Annotated in this window: 10 protein-coding genes, 1 tRNA gene and 1 pseudogene; 10 read left to right on the plus strand and 2 right to left on the minus strand. The window is 60.9% G+C overall.

Annotated features, from left to right (window positions below):
• The first annotated feature begins 321 nt into the window (after positions 1-321).
• The 9 genes and pseudogenes from FJ417_RS05060 (at position 322) to FJ417_RS05105 (ending at position 15,642) form a co-directional block, all read left to right on the plus strand.
• Positions 322-1,299, plus strand: a complete 978-nt coding sequence (locus FJ417_RS05060) for an NAD-dependent epimerase/dehydratase family protein (protein WP_181167092.1) — start codon at positions 322-324, stop codon at positions 1,297-1,299.
• Positions 1,299-3,227 (plus strand): HAD-IIIA family hydrolase, encoded by a 1,929-nt coding sequence (locus tag FJ417_RS05065; RefSeq protein WP_140782706.1) that lies wholly within the window; start codon positions 1,299-1,301, stop codon positions 3,225-3,227. Before FJ417_RS05060 ends, FJ417_RS05065 begins: the two co-directional genes overlap by 1 nt.
• A complete protein-coding gene (locus FJ417_RS05070) occupies positions 3,224-4,225 on the plus strand; it encodes a GHMP kinase (protein ID WP_140643728.1) in 1,002 nt (333 codons plus the stop codon). The genes FJ417_RS05065 and FJ417_RS05070 overlap by 4 nt, the downstream gene beginning before the upstream one ends.
• Positions 4,222-4,926 carry an SIS domain-containing protein gene (locus FJ417_RS05075; protein WP_140643725.1) on the plus strand — a complete coding sequence of 235 codons (705 nt, stop codon included), beginning with the start codon at positions 4,222-4,224 and terminating at the stop codon, positions 4,924-4,926. Before FJ417_RS05070 ends, FJ417_RS05075 begins: the two co-directional genes overlap by 4 nt.
• A 1,411-nt stretch (positions 4,927-6,337) precedes the next feature.
• Positions 6,338-8,701 carry a glycoside hydrolase family 16 protein gene (locus tag FJ417_RS05085; protein ID WP_140782707.1) on the plus strand — a complete coding sequence of 788 codons (2,364 nt, stop codon included), beginning with the start codon at positions 6,338-6,340 and terminating at the stop codon, positions 8,699-8,701.
• A 105-nt stretch (positions 8,702-8,806) separates the two neighbouring features.
• Positions 8,807-11,449: a type I secretion system permease/ATPase gene (locus FJ417_RS05090; RefSeq protein ID WP_181183154.1), complete on the plus strand. Its 2,643-nt coding sequence runs from the start codon at positions 8,807-8,809 to the stop codon at positions 11,447-11,449.
• A complete protein-coding gene (locus tag FJ417_RS05095; protein WP_140782708.1) occupies positions 11,436-12,860 on the plus strand; it encodes an HlyD family type I secretion periplasmic adaptor subunit in 1,425 nt (474 codons plus the stop codon). The genes FJ417_RS05090 and FJ417_RS05095 overlap by 14 nt, the downstream gene beginning before the upstream one ends.
• A 156-nt stretch (positions 12,861-13,016) precedes the next feature.
• Positions 13,017-13,286: pseudogene (locus tag FJ417_RS05100) on the plus strand (phosphomannomutase/phosphoglucomutase); the annotation flags it as partial.
• A gap of 55 nt (positions 13,287-13,341) precedes the next feature.
• The gene (locus FJ417_RS05105) at positions 13,342-15,642 is read left to right on the plus strand and encodes a mannose-1-phosphate guanylyltransferase/mannose-6-phosphate isomerase (RefSeq protein WP_140782710.1); all 2,301 of its coding nucleotides are present in this window, start codon (positions 13,342-13,344) and stop codon (positions 15,640-15,642) included.
• Positions 15,643-16,384: 742 nt separating this feature from the next.
• Here FJ417_RS05105 and FJ417_RS05110 read toward each other — a convergent pair.
• Both FJ417_RS05110 and FJ417_RS05115 read right to left on the minus strand, forming a co-directional pair.
• Positions 16,385-16,461: transfer RNA gene (locus tag FJ417_RS05110), tRNA-His, on the minus strand.
• Between the two features lie 339 nt (positions 16,462-16,800).
• On the minus strand, positions 16,801-17,265 hold the full coding sequence (locus FJ417_RS05115; RefSeq protein ID WP_140655391.1) for a phasin: 465 nt from the start codon (positions 17,263-17,265) through the stop codon (positions 16,801-16,803).
• Between the two features lie 261 nt (positions 17,266-17,526).
• On the opposite strand from FJ417_RS05115, the gene FJ417_RS05120 reads away from it, so the two are divergent.
• Positions 17,527-21,582: a PAS domain S-box protein gene (locus tag FJ417_RS05120; RefSeq protein WP_140782711.1), complete on the plus strand. Its 4,056-nt coding sequence runs from the start codon at positions 17,527-17,529 to the stop codon at positions 21,580-21,582.
• Positions 21,583-21,584 lie beyond the last annotated feature (2 nt).

Raw genomic sequence — 21,584 nt, forward strand, 5'->3', positions numbered from 1 at the left:
ACGATCGCAAGGATCCGCGGCAGCATCGACATCTGCGCGAACTGCCGCGCACGCGCTTCGCGTGAACAGACCGTGAGCGCCTCGACCGTCCTTGGGATCGTCGTTGGAGTCGCCGCAAAGGCAAGCGCGGTGCGATTCAGTCGGGATCTGCAAAATGGGGCTACTCCTGAGGAATGATCGCGGATCGGAGAGAACCATGCGATGCTTGAGAAAGACGCATGAGACGCATGACCTTAACGACGAGCGAAGAGCTTAACGCCCAGCTCGGTCGAACTCCCGGCCCCAGCGAAAGCTTGCGCACTAGAGGAAGGCGCAATCCCATTGGCTGAATCGCGCGCTATTTTTGTATCGGGAGTTGCGGGCTTTGTAGGAAGCAGGCTTGCAAGGATCTTTGTTGATCGTGGATATCCGGTCTTTGGCTTTGACAACCTGTCGCGCGGTTCTCGCGAGAACCTGAACGAGCTTCTCACGCATGAGAGGTTCATTTTTGAGAAAGTGGATCTCTCAGACGCGGGTGCGGTGAGAAGCCGCTTCATGAATTGTCACAAACGCATTCCGATTTCCGAAGTCTGGCACATGGCTGCCAATTCCGACATTCCTGCGGGAATCGCCGATGCCTCTGTTGATCTACGCGATACCTTTCTATCGACGTTCAACGTGTTGGACGCAATGAAGGAAGCGGGGGTTCCGTTCCTTGCTTTTGCATCCAGCTCAGCCGTGTACGGCGATTTGGGGGAGGCTCCGATTAGAGAGGATGTCGGGCCGCTGCTGCCGATTTCCAATTACGGTGCCATGAAGCTCGCGTCGGAAGCGCTAATCAGCGCTGCCGTCGAGAACTGGTTAGCTCGAGCGTTGATCTTTCGCTTTCCGAACGTGATCGGTGTCCCAGCAACCCATGGTGTCATTCTGGATTTCGTCAGAAAGTTAAGGGTTTCACCAAGCAAGCTGAATGTTTTGGGATCGGGGCGGCAACGGAAGGCATATCTTCATGTCAATGATCTGATTGATGCGATTGTCTACTTGCGTGCAAACGCATCCGAGCGGCTTGGCTGCTACAATATCGGTCCTGAGGACAAAGGGGTAACCGTTAGCTTTATAGCGGAAACGACTGTCGAGGCTGTCGCACCGGGCGCGGGAATCGAGTACGGATTTGAAGATCGCGGTTGGACGGGAGATGTTCCCCGATTTTCCTATGACATAGCAAAACTCCGTGCGCTCGGTTGGCGGCCCCAGCTTGGTTCGGCTGACGCTGTTCGAAAAGCCGTCGTAGAGATCGTGCGGCAGGAAGGACACCCGTGATGCAGGCCCAGGCCGTTGTACTTGCGGGTGGTCGAGGGACGCGGCTCAGGGGCCGGATAGGTGATTTGCCTAAGTCGTTGGCCAGCATTGGTGGCAAGCCACTTCTTGAGCATCAAATCGTCCTCGCCAAGCAACACGGGATTGAGAGGATCTTGATCCTGGTGAACCACGCAGCCGAGCAAATCGTGGAGTTTTGCAATCAGCGCAAAAATTGGGGGATTGACGTTCGTTGCATAGATGACGGTGCGCCGCTTGGGACAGCTGGGGCAGTTTTGGCCGTTTTGGATCTGCTCGACGACGACTTCCTTACGATCTACGGCGACACGATGCTCGACATCGATCTGACCCGCTTTAAGTGCTTCCATGAAAAGCACAAGGCGGCGGCGGCAACCGTTTTCACCCATCCGAATGATCACCCACATGATTCCGATCTGATAGAAACGTCGGAAGACGGCGTGGTTACCGCGTTCCATCCATATCCACGCGACCCAGATTGCTATTATCCAAACAAAGTCAGCGCGGCTCTTTACTACATTCGAAAACAAGCTCTTCTCCGTTGGCGCGCGGCAGCAACTCCGCTCGATTTCGGCAAGGACCTGTTTCCCGAAATGCTTCGGGCCGGCGCGGAAATCAGAAGTTATGGCAGCCCCGAGTACATAAAAGACGCGGGAACTCCGGCGAGACTCGACAAGGTTTGCGCCGACTTTGAATCGGGCCTCATAGCACGGGCTTCACTCACCTCTCCGCAGAAAGCAGTCTTTTTGGACAGGGATGGGTGCATCAATGTTGACCATGGACACATCGATCGTCCCGAACGCTTCGAACTGATTGAGGGGGCCGCGGCCGCGATCGCCAGTTTCAACCGGGCCGAATACCGGACAATCGTCGTCACTAACCAACCCGTTGTGGCGAGGGGCGATTGCTCTGTACGAGACTTGCGGATGATCCATAACAAGATGGAGACTGAGCTTGGCCGCCGTGCAGCTTTTGTCGATGCCATCTATTTCTGCCCGCACCATCCAGACCGCGGCTTTATCGGTGAGGTGGAAGCGCTGAAGGTCCGCTGCAATTGTCGCAAACCTTCTACCGGGTTGGTTGATGAGGCGGTCCAAACATTCAATATCGATCGCAGTCAGTCCTGGATCATCGGCGATTCCTCTACGGACGTTGCTCTCGCAAAACGATCTGGCATCAGATCGATCCTGGTCGAGACGGGCGCAGGCGGGTTGGACAGCAAGTATCATGTAATGCCCGATTATACCGTCTCGGACTTGTTCGAGGCTGCCAAGTTCATTCTCACTGGTCACCCGATCTTGATAGACACAGCATCTGATCTGATCGCGCATGTGAAGCCGGGGGACGTCTGTTTCGTGGGGGGCCTTTCCCGGAGCGGAAAGAGCGTCCTTTCCAGCGCCATCGCGGAGGTTCTTCGCGGGCGCGGCTTTGATGCGCAGGTCGTTGCTCTTGATCGCTGGATACGGTCCGTCGCCAATCGCGAACCAACGGTGATGGGTCGCTATGATGTGAGCGAGATCAGGAAGGTTCTAAGCCGCTTGGTGGGAGTTCGTTCTCGCGAGACGCACGATCTGCCCTACTACGAAAAGCTGGGCCGCGTATCGCATCCGAAATCAGAAAAGATAACTATTTCTCCGGAAACCGTCCTGATCGTGGAAGGGGCCGTCGCTCTCTCGCTCTCCGATGTGGTTTTGCCCAGTCGTGCACACACGTTCTTCGTCGATATCGATGAGGAGCTGAGGAGGTGCCGAGTAACGCGAGAATACTCGCGGCGAGGTGTGGATCGAGAGGCTGCAGCGAGTATCTACCGTTCGCGCCAGGAGGATGAGGCACCGATCGTGCTGGCATCGCGAACGAGTGCCAATCATTGCGTCCGATTGCGGGCGATCGAGCTGATTGAGGCGGTCGGATGATTATCAGTCAGACGCCACTTCGAGTCAGCTTTGTCGGAGGTGGCAGCGATCTTCCTGCCTTCTATCGGCAGGAGGGTGGCGCCGTCCTAAGCGTTGCGATCGACAAGTACGTTTACGTTAACGTGAACCGTAAGTTCGATAACGGCACTCGAATCGCCTACTCGAAAACAGAAGAGGTAGAGAGCGTCGAGAATATCCAGCACCCAATTGTAAGAGCTACGATGGAATACCTCGGGATTCGCGGAGGTGTCGAGATAACAACCATCGCCGATATTCCATCGATGGGAACAGGACTTGGATCATCGAGCTCTTTTACTGTTGGCCTTCTGCATGCGCTGAACGCGTTTCGGGGGCAGTATGTTTCGAAGGCAAAGCTCGGTGCTGACAGTTGTTGCATAGAGATCGAACGTTGTGGCGCGCCCATTGGAAGGCAAGATCAATACGCGGCCGCCTTCGGCGGGTTGAATCTTATCGAGTTTCACTCTGATGATCGCGTCTCGGTGTCGCCGCTGATATGCCCACGTGATTTTATCGCTTCCATCGAGAAGCAAGTTCTTGTGTTTTACACCGGCATGACGCGCAGCGCGTCAGACATTCTCGTCCGACAATCGGAGGGCATCGCAAGGGCACCGGACAAGCGAAAAGCGCTGAGGCAGATGGTCGAGCTCACGTACCGCCTTCGTGATGAACTGCATCGATGTAACCTCAACGCCTTCGGCGAAATCCTCCACGAGAACTGGCTCTTAAAAAAGAGCCTCTCCGAAGAAATCACGAACGATGCGATCGATGGCTGGTACCGAGCTGCGTTACGGGCAGGTGCCACGGGCGGCAAGCTACTCGGAGCAGGCGCAGGAGGTTTTCTCCTGTTCTTCGCGCCTCTCGACCGCCACGACGCAATCAAAGTGGCTCTCGGGGAGCTAAAGCACTTTCCTGTGAAGTTTGACTTCGCCGGTAGTCGCATCGTTCATTATCAACCAACATCGGAGGCCACCCAATGAAACATTTTGGCGGCAGTGCTCAATCAACCGACATCCGAGCCAACCCAAAAAATCTTGACGGCAGCGCTCAAGCTTATTTCAAGAAACTCGAGATCGTGCTGGCTTCGTTAGACCACCAAAGCTTCGATAATGCAGTGGCCTTGGTCGCGCAGGCACAAGAGGACGGCAAGCAGATAATCACGCTTGGAAATGGTGGCAGTTCACTCACGGCGCTACATTTCATTACGGATTGGAACAAGAGCATCTATCTCTCTACGAAGCTTCCTTTTCGTGGCCGAACGCTGGTCGACAATGTGGGCCTCACATTCGCGTACGCGAACGACGTTTCTTTCCAAGATGTGTTCGTCGAGCAGCTGAAGAACATCCTGAACGAGGGCGACCTGGTTATCGCAATTTCGGGAAGCGGAAACTCAGAAAACGTTTTGCGCGCTGTTCGATACGCCAATGATCATGGCGCAGTTACGTTAGGTCTTTGTGGATATGGCGGAGGAACACTCCGGCAGATCGCCCAACACGTGGTTTGGGTCAATGTGAATGACATGCAACTAGCGGAAGATATACATTCTATGTTCGGGCATGTCGTTATGCAGCGTCTTTGTTTTGCAAGTACACAAAAGTGGAGCGATCGGCGACAACAGCGCCGCGCTGCTGGAGGTCTCAATACAAATGGAACTGGCGCCGAGACGAACTGGCAATCCTGATCGAGAACAAGCGATGCAGCACTATCGGCTCTACGTTCTGGACGAACGCGGCCAGTTCAAGGGCGGGATCAACCTTGCCTGCATAGACGACGTTGCGGCGAAAGAGCAGGCCAGGCGGTTGGCAGAGGGCCATGAGGTGGAGCTTTGGCGATTGGTCGCGCGGTTCAAATTTGACAATCCGCGGGGCGGTCCCGGGGCGACGAAGCGCCCTCGCGCCGTAGCGCCACGTTCCAGCCATTTCAACAAGCCACCCAAACGATCGCACTCTCCCCTTGGATGCGGTTGCACGTCTTGGCGCTGTTCAGATCTTGAAAAACACGATGCCGATGAGGCATCGTTGGCGTTGCGATCGAACGGCTGTCCAGCGCTATAGAGACCGCGCCCGATAACGGTGCCAGGCCTTCCGCCTTCGATCATTGAAAGCGGATGACGCGGGCATCGCCGCTGCGTGTTGGCGACGTCGCTCAACAACACGTGTAGAGACTGGAGCGTGATCAACGGCGCAACGGCTGACCTCGGCCAAGCGCATCGGCGCGCCAACGGTGGTCGAACATCCGGGTCGGCAGCTCCAGCAATAGGCTCGACGGCTCGTCCGCCATGCAGCATCGGAAGACAATCCCGCCCACCCCTCTCGACGACCTCAGATGCGAACGGCCCGCTCGAACCAACGGGCGCCCAGCGAGCGCAACATCTCAGCGGACGGACACGGTTTTGGTGAGGCGTCCGGAAGGCTGTCTCGGTGCGGCCGTTCGATCACTTTCTATATTAGGACGTGTTTATAAGTTACATTAGGAATGTGTTAATAATACCGCACCAAGCCTCATTCTCGCCGCAAATGGTAGTATGGTCGCTCATGTCACGTACATCGTCCTCAAGTGATCAATTCACGCAGGTACAGATGGTGTGCGTGCGTAAATTAGAATGCGGAAATGCCTGTGTTTGCTTAGGGGCGCGGGTGGAATGAAAACAAAAAAAGACGCAATGAACTAAGGAACTGCTGTGCTTATACTAGATAGCACGCTCGGTGGCACGTCCACCGAGAGGGATGCGCTCAACTTTTATCCGGCTGCGGCTCAAACCGTTGAACTCCTTTCGCGCGTTGGTAGCGACACCGTTTATGGGCTCAAAGGCGAGCGCCTGACGAGCATTTCCGTCGACAAAAGTCGCCTTCGATGGTGGGTTCAACGTTGAGCTCGCTCGACCAGGATGTCTGGGGCGAGGACATCCAAATCTCCGCTACTTTGTAATCAGTCCGCGTTGTCTAGCTGCGAGTTTGAAATCCGTTCGCGTTGCCTGGCTGCGAGCTTGAAATCAGTTCGCGTTGCCTAGCTGCGAACATGCGACATGTCGCGCAGTTGGCGATGCGCGGCAGTGGAATTCTCTGTTTTCAACGCCAAAGAAGGATCACGGAATGGCTCTCTCCGCACCCGTAGGCTTTGCCTCTAGCGACCTCGTCTATCAGGAAAACTTCTCCGGTACGGCGCTCGGCAGCGATTGGCACACCTACATCACAAGCAAAGCCGCCAACGGCTGGCCATGGAATACCAACGGGTCGGGAGGAAGTACGCCGGGCGGCCCGTATAATGCCGACTACGATGTGCCGAGCCAGGTGTCCGTGAGCAACGGGACGTTGGATCTCACGGCGATCCGACAACCCATCAGCGGTGTCAATCAGGGGGGGACGGCACAGACATTTCCGGTCACGTCCGGCGCCGTCAGCAGCTACGGCAACTTCGAATTCAACGGTGGCTACCTTCAGATCAGTATGAAGGCGCCGAGCGGCGACGGCGCATGGCCGGGCCTTTGGCTGATGCCCGGCAATGGCGCGGGCAGCGGCGACAATTTCGAGCTCGATATACAGGAGGGTGGATTTACCGGTTCGGGACCGGCGGACCAGAATTTCTCCTGGCATCTCCACGGGCCGTCAGGGTGGGTCGGCGACACCATCGACAGCGGCATCGACCTCACGGCCGGCTTCCACACCTACGGCATCTACTGGGATCCTGGCAAATCGATCACCTGGTATCTCGACGGGAAGCAGATGGCGCAAGTGACCAGCGCACAGGTCGCGATCCCGGATGAACCGATGCAATTGATGATGAACAATGGGGTCGCGAATTCGAACGCGTCCGGATGGCATACGGCGCTGGATAGCTCGACCCCTTCGTCGATGCAGATGCAGATCGACCAGGTCCAGCTCTATCAAAAAGCGGGCAGCGGCGACACCGTCACGGGTGCCAACGTCAGTCCCCAGACGATATCGTCAACCTCCACGACGCCGTCAACGACCCAGCCGGCAGTGACGCGGCCGGCAGTGACCCAGCCGGCGGTGACGCAGGTCGCCGCTTCACCGGCAACGGGGATCGAGCATACCGGCGATGCCATCACGTTGACGGTCGGCTTTAACAAGGCGGTGACCGTCACGGGTACGCCTGCACTGTCGCTCAATGACGGCGGAACGGCCAGCTATGTCGGCGGCTCGGGCACGAACGCGCTCACCTTCCGCACCACCGTCGCGCCGACGGACACGAATACCTCGGCGCTCGCCATTACCGGAGCCAATCTTCCGAGCGGCGCGAGCATCAAGGATGCATCTGGTATTGCGGCGAACCTCTCGGGCGCAGTGAAGACGTTCTCCGGTCTCCAGATCGATCCGGTCTTGCCGGCGGTGACGCAGGCCACAGCCTCGCCGGGAACCGGTACCGAGCACGTTGGAGACGCGGTCACGCTGACACTCGGCTTCAACGAGGCAGTGGCGGTATCGGGCACGCCGACGCTATCTCTCAACAATGGCGCGACCGCCACCTATGTGGGCGGCTCCGGAACGGGCGCGCTCAACTTTCGCACAACTGTCGCGTCGACGGACACCAATACCTCGGCGCTCGCCATCACCGGGGTCAATCTGCCGAACGGTGCGAGCATCAAGGACGCGAGCGGTGTCGCTGCTAATCTTGCGCGCGCGGTGAAGACGTTCTCCGGTCTCCATGTCGCGACGTCATCGACAGCCCCATCGACCCCAACCACAACGCCAACGACGCCAACGACCCCAGCCACTCCAACCACACCACCATCGATCGCGCCGGTCCTCACCATCGCGGATCCCACGCTCAACGTGAGCGGGCTGGGCGGTACGGTCGACCTAGGGGTCAAGGTGACAACGGCCGACCCCAACGATGTCGTGACCGTGAAGGTGACGGGCTTGCCGAGGTACGAGAGGATCACCGACAAACTCGACGGCAAGACGTTTGCCGGCAAGAACATCACCTTGACGGCCGCGCAGGTCGACAGCGGATTGACGCTGCAATCGAACTATAAGGGCGCGGCTCATCCGGTGGCGACACTCACGCTGACTGCAACGGCGAAGGATCCGGTCACCGGCGCCGTCGCGACAGCCTCGCCGCGGACCATCGCCGTAACGGATCCTCGGCCTGCGGCCACCACGACTTCGCCGCGGGTGATCGCCCAGACGGATCATGAGCATGCTCCCGCTACGTCGCTAGGGTCCTCGGCAACCCGGGGCCTTGCGCTGCTGCACGAGCATAAGAACCTGGTCGCTGGCCCCACTACGACCTTTGCGCCGCGAAACAGTGCCATGGCGGATCATCCGCTTGCGACCGGCACAGCCACGGCGTCCCTGGCAAGCCAGAGTTTTGCGGTGCTGAACCAGTACCTGGCCGGCCACTCGGGCCACGTCGACCCCGGTCAGATCGTGGCGTCCTTGTCGAATGGAGCCAACTGGAATCACGACTCGTACCTGACCAGACCGCAACATTGATCGCCTCCGCACCCAGGGGCTTCAGCGCCTGGGTGCGGCACCGTCAAGTTTGTGCTGAGAAGGAACATCGAACGCGGACGCGTATCCGCGAAGGGTTAAGCCGGAATGGCGATGCAGAACGAGAATGCCCACGCCGCAGACTTTGGATTTCGAGCCTTGGCTCTGTTCCTTCGCTTTCATGGCGTAAACGCTAAGCCCGACCAGATCCGCGATCGCTGTGGCGGCGGCGGTGCAATCGGCATCCGCGCGATGCTTCGTTGCGCCCGAGAGTTCGGGCTTAAGGTCGGTTCGCGCAAGACACGGTGGAAACAACTTGCGGGTATCCGGTTGCCCGGCATCGCTTCACTGCATGATGGCGGATTTCTGCTTCTCGGAAAGGTCAGCGACAAAGGCGCGGTTGTGCTGCATCCGCCCTCGTCAAATGCGAAGCTGATCACCCGCGCGGAATTCGAAGCAATCTGGGACGGCCGTTTGATCTTGGCTGGATCACAGAGCATTGCGCAGCGGGCGCTTCATGCCCTTATTGGCCGTGGGCGTGATCTGGCACGGCGCGCCTGCGATATCTTGATGCGTGCTCGTTTCGCCGATCAAGGCGATAAGGCCGCCCAGGCGGCGAGCACTGCATCTGAGAGCGGCGATGACTCAGGGCTCATCGCCTTGGCGATATTGCTGCGTTGCCATGGCATCGCGGCCGAGCCTGACCAAATCCGGCATCGCATGGGCGCGGCGCGAGTGGGTGTTACCGAAGTCCTGCGCTGTGCAAAAGATTTCGGACTCAAGGCTCGGGCACAGAGGACGAGCTGGAATCGGCTTGCGATTACTCCGCTGCCGGGAATCGCCGTGCTTCGGGACGGTGGATTCCTGATCCTCGGCAAAGTCGTCGACGACAAGCTCCTCGTTCAGCGCCCATCGTCGCCGCAACCCATTACAATGACCCGGGCCGAACTTGAGTCCATCTGGGACGGCGACATCATCCTGATGACCCGGCGCGCAGCCCTGACGGACCTGTCCCGGCGGTTTGACATCGGCTGGTTTCTCGGCGCGGTTCATAAGTACCGCCATCTTCTCGGCGAAGTGCTGATCGCGTCATTCTTCCTTCAGATCTTTGCCCTCATCTCGCCGCTGTTTTTCCAGGTGGTCATCGACAAGGTGCTCGTGCATCGAAGCATGAGCACGCTCGACGTCCTGGTCGCGGGCCTTATCGCGCTGACCGTTTTCGAAACTGTTCTCGGCACGCTGCGCGTCTATCTGTTCGCGCACACGACGAACCGCATCGACGTCGAGCTCGGCGCCCGGCTGTTTCGTCACCTGATGGCGTTGCCGATCGCATATTTCCAGACACGCCGCGTCGGGGATTCAGTCGCACGCGTCCGCGAGCTCGAGAATATCCGGCAGTTCCTGACGAGCTCGGCGCTCACGCTTGTGATCGATCTCATCTTCACCGTCGTTTTCATTGCGGTGATGTTCTATTACACGACTCCGTTGACGCTGATCGTCCTGTCGTCGTTCCCATTCTACATTGGCATTTCTGCGGGAGCTGCGCCGCTGTTTCGCCGGCGCCTTGATGAGAAGTTCGATCGCGGCTCGGAGAATCAAGCTTTCCTGGTCGAGACCGTCACGGGCGTCGAGACGCTGAAGGCCATGGCGGTCGAGCCGCAGATGCAGCGCCGCTGGGAGGAGCAGCTCGCCGCCTATGTGACCGCAAGCTTCCGCGTGCTCAGCCTGAACAATACGGCGAGCCAGGCGGTGCAGATGATCAACAAGCTGGTCGTCGCCGCAACCCTTTACTTCGGCGCCAAGCTCGTGATCGGCGGCGACCTGACCGTCGGCGAACTCGTCGCATTCAATATGCTGGCCGCGCGCGTGAGCATGCCTGTGCTGCGGCTCGCGCAGATCTGGCAGGATTTCCATCAGGCCCGCCTGTCGATCGATCGTCTCGGCGATATCCTCAACACCATTCCCGAGCCAAGCTTCAATCCTGGCCGCGCCGCACTGCCGGCGATCCGCGGGCAGGTGACATTCGAGCACGCGACTTTCCGCTACCGAGTCGACGGCCCCGAGGTGCTGCACGATGTATCGTTCAGCGTCGAGTCCGGTCAGGTCATCGGCATCGTGGGCTCCTCGGGCTCGGGCAAGAGCACCATCGCCAAGCTGATACAGCGGCTCTATGTGCCGGAGAGTGGACGCGTGCTGGTCGATGGCGTCGATCTGGCGATGGTCGACCTAACCTGGCTTCGACGCCAGATCGGCGTAGTCTTGCAAGAGAACGTGCTCTTCAACCGATCCATTCGCGAGAACATCGCGCTCGCTGATCCGGCTATGCCCATGGAGCGCGTCATTGCAGCGGCCTCGCTTGCCGGCGCTCACGATTTCATCCTGGAGCTGCCCGAGGGCTATGACACCATCGTGGGCGAACGCGGCAGCAGTCTTTCCGGCGGGCAACGCCAGCGTGTCGCAATCGCCCGGGCACTCATTACCGATCCGCGCATCCTCATCCTCGATGAGGCGACCAGCGCCCTGGATTACGAAAGCGAGCGCGCCATTCAGCAGAACATGAAACGAATTTCTGCCGGCCGAACCGTCTTCGTCATCGCTCATCGGCTCTCGACCGTGCGCCACGCGAACCGGATCATCACGATCGAGCATGGACGCATCGTCGAGGATGGCACCCATGATGACCTAATCCGCTCGAACGGGCGCTACGCAAACCTCCACTATCTGCAAGCTGGCATCCATGACGTCCGCTAGCCGAAACATCGTCCCATTTCCAAGAGCCCAAGTTCGCCGCCGGGAGCACGAAGTTGCGTTCCTGCCGGCAGCGCTCGAAATCACCGAAACGCCGCCGTCACCGATCGGCCGCGCGATCGCGGCGAGTATCGTCGCTGTCTTCTGCGTCGCGCTGGTGTGGGCATCGTTGGGCAGCATCGATATCGTCGCAACGGCGACGGGCAAGATCGTGCCAGACGGGCGCAGCAAGCTGATTCAGCCATTCGAGACGGGCGTTGTCCACGCCATCAACGTACGCGATGGACAGAGCGTGAAGGCCGGCGACGTGCTGATCGAGCTGGACCCGACCATGACGGAAGCCGACCAGCAGCGCCAGAAAAGCGATCTTCTTTCGGCCGAACTCGACGTCGCCCGGCTGCGCGCGGCGCTCGCGGAGGATCCGCTCGCGGCCTTCCGGCCGCCGCAGGGCGCGGGCGCCGGGGAGATCGAGATGCATCGTCAATTTCTGATCAGTCAGGTCGCCGAACAGAACGCCAAGCTCGCGGAGATCGAGCGCCAGCAGAATCAGAGGGAAGCAGAACGATCGACTACTTTGGCAAGCGTCGCGAAGCTCCAGGCGACGACACCGGTGCTGCAGGAGCGAGTCGACATTCGCAAGAAGCTCGTCGACAACGCGCTTGCCTCGAAGGTCGACTATCTCTCCGAGTATCAGGAGTTGGTCGGCCTTCAGCAGGATCTCAACCTGCAGCAGAGCCGGCTGCGCGAAGCCGATGCAGCCATCGCGGTGCTAAGGGAGACGAAGGAAAAGACCGCCGCGGAGTATCGGCGCGCGACCTATGACGCACTCGCGAAAGCCGACCAAAGGGTTGAGAGTGCCGAGCAGGAGGAGATCAAGGCAGAGCAGCGCACGAAGCTCCAACGATTGACCGCGCCGGTCGACGGCGTCGTGCAACAACTCGCCATTCACACGGTGGGAGGCGTGGTTACGCCTGCTCAGCCACTGGCCGTGGTGGTTCCGAGCGAGAGCCATCTCGAAATCGAGGCCATGCTCTCCAACCGAGATATCGGATTCGTCCACCCGGGGCAGAAGACGGAAATCAAGGTCGACACATTCAACTTCACCCGCTACGGGCTTCTTCATGGAGAAGTGCTCAGCGTGTCACCGGACGCCATACCTCGCGAGAGGCAGAGCGATTCGAACGACCGCGTATCGGGCGCAGAGCAGAGCGACAGTGAGCCGAGGGGTCAGGAACTGGAATATGCCGCGCGCGTTTCGCTTGACCGTGCGTACATGCAGGTGGACGACAAGCTCGTCAAGCTCGGTCCGGGCATGGCGGTGACGATCGAGATCAAGACCGGCGCGCGCAGTATCATCGGCTACTTTCTCTCGCCGCTGGCGAAATACAAGCAGGAAGCGCTGCGAGACCGTTAAAAAGCGCACGAGACATCCTTGCGGCCGTCGGCAGGCATGCTTCAATTGTATGAGGGGGTGTGAACCGGGGCATTTGGGCTACCCCCAATTCATGAAGAGAGCCTGGGCCCGGCTGCATGTTAGGATCGTACCGCACGCAATTGCGGATCAGAAACCGTGACGCTCAACATAGCCGGCCAGGCCAAGTCGAACACAGTCGCTTTCGAAACCAGTGCTCTCATCAGGGCCACTGGCTTCCGCGAATACGACGCGCGTTGGTGGTTCGGGCATCCGGGCTCCGAGGAAGGGCCCGAGCGCAACTTGATGGAGGTACAGGCGCTCGGCATGGGGCCCGGCACCATGATCCATCGAATGGGCGTAGGCCCTGACATCGTCCATGACTTCCGCGGTCATTCCGTGGCGTTCCGGGCTCTCGATTCTGTCCTGTGCCGCAATCCAGAAATCGGCGCCTACAATCAGACATTCTGAGAGGAACTGGACCATGCCGGGCCGGATCGTATGTTTTGTCATGAGCGGGGGCGTTGGTTCACGGCTTTGGCCGCTCTCGCGCGAAGACAATCCCAAGCAATTCCAAGACCTTTCCGGCGACGGATCCATGCTTGCGAAGACCGTCCGGCGTCTCAAGGCCCGGCCCGAAGGTGAGACCCCAATCTACCTGATAGCGTCCGAGCGGCATGCGGATCGCGTTATTTCCGACATCGGTCCACTCGGCCTGGACGGCGGCAGACCGATTTTCGAGCCGGTTGGCCGCAATACCGCCGCGGCAGTCGCCATAGCCACCCTGCAAACGATCTTCGAGCATGGCGGCGACGCGCTTGTGCTCGTGGTCCCCTCCGATCATGAGATATCAACCGAGGCGCAATTCTGGGAAACGGTCGAGGTGGGCCGGCCTGTGGCCGAGTCAGGACGCCTTGTCATATTCGGCATCAGGCCGACACATCCGGAAACCGGGTACGGTTACATCGAGGTTGCGGCAAATGCCGACGGCGTGGCCGCCGTTGCGCGCTTTGTCGAGAAGCCCAATGCCGAGACAGCTCGCCAATATGCGTCGTCGGGAAGGTTCTATTGGAACGCCGGCATCTTCCTGTTTCGCGCAGACACGATGCGGCGAGCATTTCTCGAGTTCCGGCCAGACATCTGGGACAGCGCCGAACGGGCCCATAAGACCGCACGGGACGACGTTTCGGGCATCTACCTGCCACAGAGTTTCTACTCGGCTGTCCCGTCGACCTCGATCGATTACGCCGTCATGGAGCATGCCCACGACACCGCGATGGTTACGGCCTCCTTCCGCTGGAATGATCTTGGATCGTGGCAGTCGCTGCTCGAAGCCAGCCCGACCGACAGCGACGGCAACGTCGTGATGGGGGACGTCGTCGCGATGGACTGCAGCAGCTCCTACCTTCGAAGCCAGGGCAGGCTGCTGACCGTCATTGGAATGAAGGATGTAGCCGTGGTGGCAACGCCAGACGCGGTATTCGTCGCCCCCGTCAGCCACAGCCAGAACGTCAAGAAGGTTGTCGAACAGTTGGAGAAGAGCGGACGACTCGAGACCAAGTTAACAGCGTCGGAAGACCGGGTCATCGTCAGCGGGTCATGGCGCAAGCGCGTCGAGCACTGGCTTTTCAACGAAACCCTGCCGGTGTGGTCCACTGCAGGCGTTGACGACGTGTATGGCGGATTCCATGAGTCGCTCGGTTTTGACGCGAGGCCGCTACGCAAGCCCAAGCGCACGCGGACGATGGCTCGTCAGATCTACGCCTTCGCGGTGGCCAAGGAACGCGGTTGGCCTGGACCCGCCGACAAACTTATCAACCACGGAATCGACTTCATCGCGAAATACGGTCGCACCGACCGCGGCGGCTGGGTACGCACCCTAAATTGCAACGGCAGCGTGGCTGACCCGGCGGAGGATGCCTACGACCAAGCCTGCGTGCTGCTGGCGCTTGCCCATGCTCATCGATGCGGCCACCAGGACGCCCTGCGGCTTGCACAAGAGACATTTCATTTCATCGACACGCATCTCGAGGACGGCAGCCTGAACGGCTTCCTCGAGAGCCCCGTCTGGAGCGGGGCGCGGTTCTCGAACCCGCACATGCACATGCTGGAATCCTTCCTTGCCTGGCATGGGGTCACGGGCGAGCGCGCATATCTGCGTCGCGCGGCACGCGTCATCGATCTCTTCCGATGCCATTTCTTCGACCAGGAGAGCTGGACAGTTGGAGAACGCTTCGACGTCGATTGGCTGCCGTTGCCGGGGGACGATGGACAGTGGACCGAACCAGGGCACCATTTCGAATGGGCCTCTCTCCTCGTCGATTTCGCGCGGGCGAGCGGCCAGAAGGACTTGGTAGCATATGCGAGAAAGCTCTATTCCTCGGCGGTTGCCAGCGGTTTGAACCGGGCCACGGGTCTGGCCTATGCAGCCGTCTCGCGCCACGGACTGCCCCTCGACCGGCTTTCGCGAAGCTGGCCGCAATGCGAGGCGATCAAGGCGGCAGTTGCCCTTGATGGTATTGGCGGGCCTGATTTGAAACCCGAGATCGAAGCGCGCGTCGCCCGGCTCTTCAGATGGCATATCGATCCCGCACCGCTTGGCTTATGGGTCGACAGGATTGATGAGCGCGGAAGGTCAGTGGCGACGGAGGTCCCCGCGAGCATCTTCTACCACCTGGTCACGGCGTTGATGCAGTATCTGGACAAGACCGGGGGACAGGTCGAAGCTTTCCCGTTGCCGGTTTCGGAAGTAGGCAAGTCCTCGCTTAGGCAGGTCTATGCCTGACTTGACGGTTCCCTCGTCATGCGGAACGCGGCGGGTAGCTTGGCCGTGACAATGGATTCGCTGGGTCCGCTCTGGTCTATTTGTCAGAGAACGCATTGCCCACGCTGCGTGCACGCCGATATAGGCAGGACGCGACTTAAAAGCGCGTCGCGCTGAAGCGGATTCAGGCGACGCGCTTTAGGGCTTTGTTTTCATGCATGTCGTTATCGCAAAACCGCTGCACACTTTTGCGCGACACGCATTAGTCAGACGTAATCCAAGGCACAAACCTTGGCTGCTGGCGCTCATTGTTTGCGCAGGAATTCAAGTAGCCTTGGCCGAGCCGAGACTAACGCGACAAAGCATCCTTTTGGCTAAATTAGCAATTTCATGAATGGGGACTAAAGGTCGTTCTAGCCAGCGCCGCCCAAAACGCTGGTCAGGCCCAGCGGCTGTCCAAGTCACCCCCGCGCCTGCTGGGCCGCCCCTTAACCCGCCGGCTATTGAAATTGCCGTATCAACTGAACGAGCGACAACCGTTTGACGGCTGCAAAAAGCTCGAAGCGGTGATCTGATCCGCAAACCGTCCTGTATGCACGCCGTTGCCGCCGTTTACCGCATGCATCGATCGCAGGCATTCCGGCCTCATGTAACGGAGCCATGTGTGGGGAAGCCAGGTCGAGGAGCAGGAAACGTTGGAAGGTGGACAGAAGCGACAATCGGAAATTCGTCAGCAAAATAAGTGATTTAGCGAATAGCCCGATGGTACCGTTGGCTGGGATCGAACCAGCGACCTCCGGATCCACAATCCGGCGCTCTAACCAGCTGAGCTACAACGGCACGCCTGCCTAAGCTGGATCGAGGAAGCTTCTTTCTCCGCGATCCGCTCTGTCGTTCGGCGATGCGTCAAATACGGGCTATCGGATTCTAATTCAAGGGCTTTGATAAGGGAAAGGACGGGTTTCCTCATCCGCCGTTGTCAAGGCAAAAGAAAAGGCCGGCGGGAGGAGGTGCCGGCCCTTTCCTGTTACGAGCCAGCGGGAGGAGGTGCTGGCTGGTCACCCCGGAAACGGAGGGAGGAGGTTCCATCCCCGGGTATCTGGTTGTTCAACCCTATCGCACGACTATTTGTCTGACGAAATGCGACGTTTTGATGCATCGCAGGGTTGTGCGCGAAAATCAGGCAGCCTTGGCGTCCTTCATCGCCTTCTCAAAGGCGCTCTTTACCGGCTTGGAGACGTCCTCGACCGCCTTGGTGGTAACGGCCTGGAACTCCTTGGCCTGCTCGACGGCCATTTCGACGCGCTTGCGCAGGAAGGAGGTCTGCAGCTCGACGACTTCCGAAAGGGTCTTGGCGCCGACCAGCGCTTCGAGGTGCGAGAAGCTGGCCTCGGCATTGGCGCGCAGCGCGGCGATGGCCTTCAGCGAAACGTCGCTGGAAACGGTCTTGGCGGTCTCGTAGGTCGACTCCAGAACCTTCTGGGTCTCCTCGGCGCCGGTCTTCAGCTTGGCATAGGCTTCCTTCGACTGCTCGACGCCCTTCTCGGCGAAGGCGCGGATCTGGTCGGTGGCCTTGGAAGCATCGAAGCTCGGGAATTCGACGTTTTCGATGGTCTCGGCGGTCTTGGCAGTGGTCTTGGACATTTTCCAACCTTTCGGGGCAGCGGCTTTGACAGAAAGCCGTCTCGTTCATGTATGATGGCAATATAAAGGGTTTTTTGTGCATTGCAATATCTTTGTTGCACCGCACCATAAAATCTTCCCCGACGTCAGCTATAGGGCCGTTAACCAAGAGCCCAGAGATTTCGACCCATGCAAGCCTAGGCTTGTGGACCTTGGGGCCACAGGCTTTTATTAACAAAGCGTTAACTGAAAAAATGCCCGCTCCGGAGGGTTGGCCAGCGCATGCCGCCTGAAAACTACTCCTTCCTCGACGTTGCCGTACTCGACGCGGTGCGCCAGCGCTTTGCCGCCGGCGACGCGCTGGCCATTTTATCGACCGACCTCGAACAGGTGATCTGGGCGAACGGACCGGGAGCGTCGATGTTCGGCTATCCGGATATCGAGGCCATCATCGGCGCCTCGGCGCGGCTGCCGTTGGTCGCGCGCCGGCAGATCATGGCGACCAGCGGCTTTCCCGACATCGGCAGCGATCGCGCCATCACTGTGAGGCTGGCCACCGGCATGGTGAGCCGCGCAGCCGGCTTCCTGGCCAGCGCCGTGACGATGCCGGACGGCGAGACGGCAATCATGCTGGCGGTGCCGGCGGCGCAGATCAGTTCGCGCAGCACCGGCGAAATCGCCAGCCGTGCAATCGGCGGCTTTACCGAGGCCGGGCATTTCATTGCCTTCGTCGATGCCCAAGGCGATGTCGAAGCAGCCTCGGACGGCTTTGCGGCGCTCGGCATAGAGCCGCGGACACTGGCTGCCCTGGTTGCGGATGTGGCAAGCAGCGGCGACCGCGTCGTCAAACGCCTCGTGCCGGGCACCAACACCTCCTATCCGGCCGGGTTTGCACGGCTCACCGATACGCGCCATCTGCTGGTGGTGATCGACGAGGACCAACTCGACGACTCCGGTGGCGGCCAAGACGATCAGCCGGTCGCCGACCAGGGCGATCAGACCGGCGATCAGCAAGTTGCGGCGCCCGAGGCGGTTAGCGCCCCGCCGCCAGGTGAAAGCCCGGCAATCGAGCCCGAGCCTCAGCCCGTCCAGGACAACCCAATGCCTATCGTGGCGGCTGGCGAAGGGGCCGAGCCAACGCCGGAGGCTCCCGACGGCGACGCAAAGAGCCGGACCCTGGCGCGCCAGCGGTCTACCCGGACCGACCATCAGGCCGACGCCGCCGACACCAGCCGGCAGGCCGCCGATGCCCGCGCCGGCCAGCACGATCATTGGTACTTCAATGCCGGCAACGAGGACACCGGACATGCTCAACCGGCAGCGCCGGCCGAGGACGCACCGGAGGGCGCCGCCACGGCCAAAGGTCAAGGGCAGGATGGCGGCGAAACCGCCGCACGCGAAACCGCCACACCCGCCCAGCCGACCCCGCCCCGCGACATCGACCGCTCCGCGCCGCCATTGCGCTTCGTCTGGCGCACCGACGCCGAAGGCCGGTTCAGCGCGCTGTCGCCCGAATTCGCCGACATCGTCGGCCAGCCTGCCGCCGATGTGATCGGCCGCCGCTTCAAGGATGTTGCAGCCACTTTCGGCCTCGACGCCTCGGGCGAGATCGCCGGCCTGCTCGACCGGCGCGATACCTGGTCCGGCCGCTCGGTGCTGTGGCCGGTGGCCGGAACCGGCCTGAAGATCCCCGTCGATCTGGCGGCGCTGCCCGTCTATGGCCGCAGCCGCGCCTTCGAGGGGTTTCGCGGCTTCGGCGTCGCGCGCAGCGCCGACGCCGTGGCCGATCCGGAGGCGCTTGGCATGGCCCTGGTGCCGAATGCCGCACCAGCCGGAGCCGCTGCCGCCGGGGCCGAGCCGTCGGTCGAGCAGCCAGGCTCGGAACAGACCGAACAGCCGAAGTCTGAAGACCCCTTCCAGGGCGAAGTGCCGGCATTGACCATCGTGCCGAAGCCGGAGCGGCGCTTTGCCGACAAGGTGATAAGGCTGGCCGAGCATCGCCAGCCGGCCAACGACAAGCAGCCGGGAAGCGACACGCCGGCAAATCCGAGGAGCCTGTCGATCCTCGAGCGCAGCGCCTTCCGCGAGATCGGCGAGCGGCTGCGCAAGGACAGTTCCGCCCCTGCCGAGGAACGCGCCGCCGAAGCCGACAAGCAGCCAGATGCGGCCGCCGCCGGCGAGGGCGCGGCGACGGTGAAGGAACCGGCCAACGAAGCGAGGGCCGACGCAAACCAGCCGCTTGCGCCCGGCACAGCGGCGGACGACGGTTCCGAGCGGGAAGCGAGCTTGGCATCCGCAGCGCAAGCCCCGGAAGCCGATGACGCGAAGGCCGATGCGGAGACCGCGGAAGCGGAGACCGAAGCGGAAGACCAGGAAGACCTGGCGCGGCTCGATGGCATCGATGGCGCCGCCGAGGCAGACGACACCGGCCAGGCCGAGACCTCGGCGGTTTCCGGCTCGCTGCTCAACTATGCCGATGGCGAGAAACCCACGGAAGACGCCGGCGTCGCGCCGGTTTCCCAGCCCGAGCAGGCAGAGGGCACCCGTCAGGCCGACGAATCTGCTTCCACGGAACCGCGGCAGCCGGTCGAACAGCCTGAGGCAGAGCCGGTCGCGGCCGGGCAGTCCGGCCTCGATGCGACGGCCAACGACGACAGCATGACCGCCGACGATTTCCGCGACGCGCAAGACAATGAGGATTGGGCAGGCTCCGACGCGAATACCGCGGCGGCAGCGGAAGAACAGCCGGAAGCGGCAGCGCCGGCGCGGCCGCGCCTCGACGTGCCGCCGCTCAAACTGTCGGGTTTCGTACCGTCCGCTTTTTCGACCGGAGAGGAACCCAAGGCGCCCGATACACCCATCCTCGCCAGGCTGCCGGTGCCGCTGCTCATCCATTCGGGCGACGTGCTGCATTATGCCAACGAAGCCTTCCTCGAACTCACCGGCTACGGTGCGCTGGACGACCTCGCGGATGCGGGCGGCCTGGGCGCGCTCTTCGCCGATCCATATGCCGAGGACACCACGGCGGACGAAAGCGACCACTCGCTGAAGCTCAAGACCCGCAACGGCCAGGAATTCCCGATCGATGCGCTGCTGCGCTCAGTGCCGTGGCGCGGCGGCAAGGCGCTGATGCTGGTGGTGCGGCGTTCCGGCGAGGACGACGCGGCGCATTTCACCGCCGCCAATGACGAACCGGCGCTGCAGCCGGACGTGCCGGAACTGAAGTCGCGCATTGCGGAAATGCGCACCATCATCGACACCGCCACGGACGGCGTCGTGCTGATCGGCCGCGACGGCGACATCCGCTCGATCAGCCGGCCGGCGGAGGCGCTGTTCGGTTTCGACAGCGACGAGGTTGCCGGCAAGCCCTTTGCCTCGCTGTTCGCCATCGAGAGCCAGCGCGCGGCGCGCGACTATCTCGCCGGCCTTTCGGAGCCGGGGGTGGCGAGCGTCCTGAATGACGGTCGCGAGGTCATCGGCCGCGAGGCGCAGGGACGTTTCATTCCGCTGTTCATGACCATCGGCCGGTTGCCCAACGACAGCGGCTTCTGCGCCGTGGTGCGCGACATCACGCAATGGAAGCGTGCCGAGGAAGACCTGACGCAAGCGCGCGCGGTGGCGGAGCGCGCCTCCTCGCAGAAGACGGATTTCCTGGCCCGCATCAGCCATGAGATCCGCACCCCGCTCAACGCCATCATCGGCTTTTCGGAGCTGATGGTGGACGAGAAATTCGGCCCGATCACCAACGACCGCTATCGCGACTACCTGCGCGACATCAACCGCTCGGGCAACCATGTGCTCGACCTCGTCAACGACCTGCTCGACATCTCGAAGATCGAGGCCGGCCAGCAGGAGATGGATTACGAGGCGGTGTCGCTCAACGACACGCTGGCCGAGACGGTGGCGATGATGCAGCCGCAGGCCAATCGCGAACGCGTCATCATCCGCTCCAGCTTCGCCTCGCGGCTGCCGGAAGTGGTGGCGGACCTGAGAAGCGTGCGCCAGATCGCCCTGAACGTCCTGTCCAACGCCATCCGCTACACCCAGGCCGGCGGCCAGGTGATCGTCTCGACCGCTTACGAAGCCTCTGGCGATGTCGTCATGCGCGTGCGCGACACCGGCATCGGCATGACCCAGGCCGAGATCGAGCAGGCGCTGAAACCGTTCAAGCAGATCAATGCTTTGAAGCGCGGACGCGGCGACGGCACTGGCCTTGGGCTGCCCCTCACCAAGGCCATGGTGGAGGCGAACCGCGCCCGTTTCGCCATCACCTCGACGCCTGGCGAAGGAACCCTGGTCGAGGTCGCCTTCCCATCGACCCGCGTGCTCGCGGAGTAACC

Source organism: Mesorhizobium sp. B3-1-7 (assembly GCF_006439385.1).
Classification (GTDB): Bacteria; Pseudomonadota; Alphaproteobacteria; order Rhizobiales; family Rhizobiaceae; genus Mesorhizobium.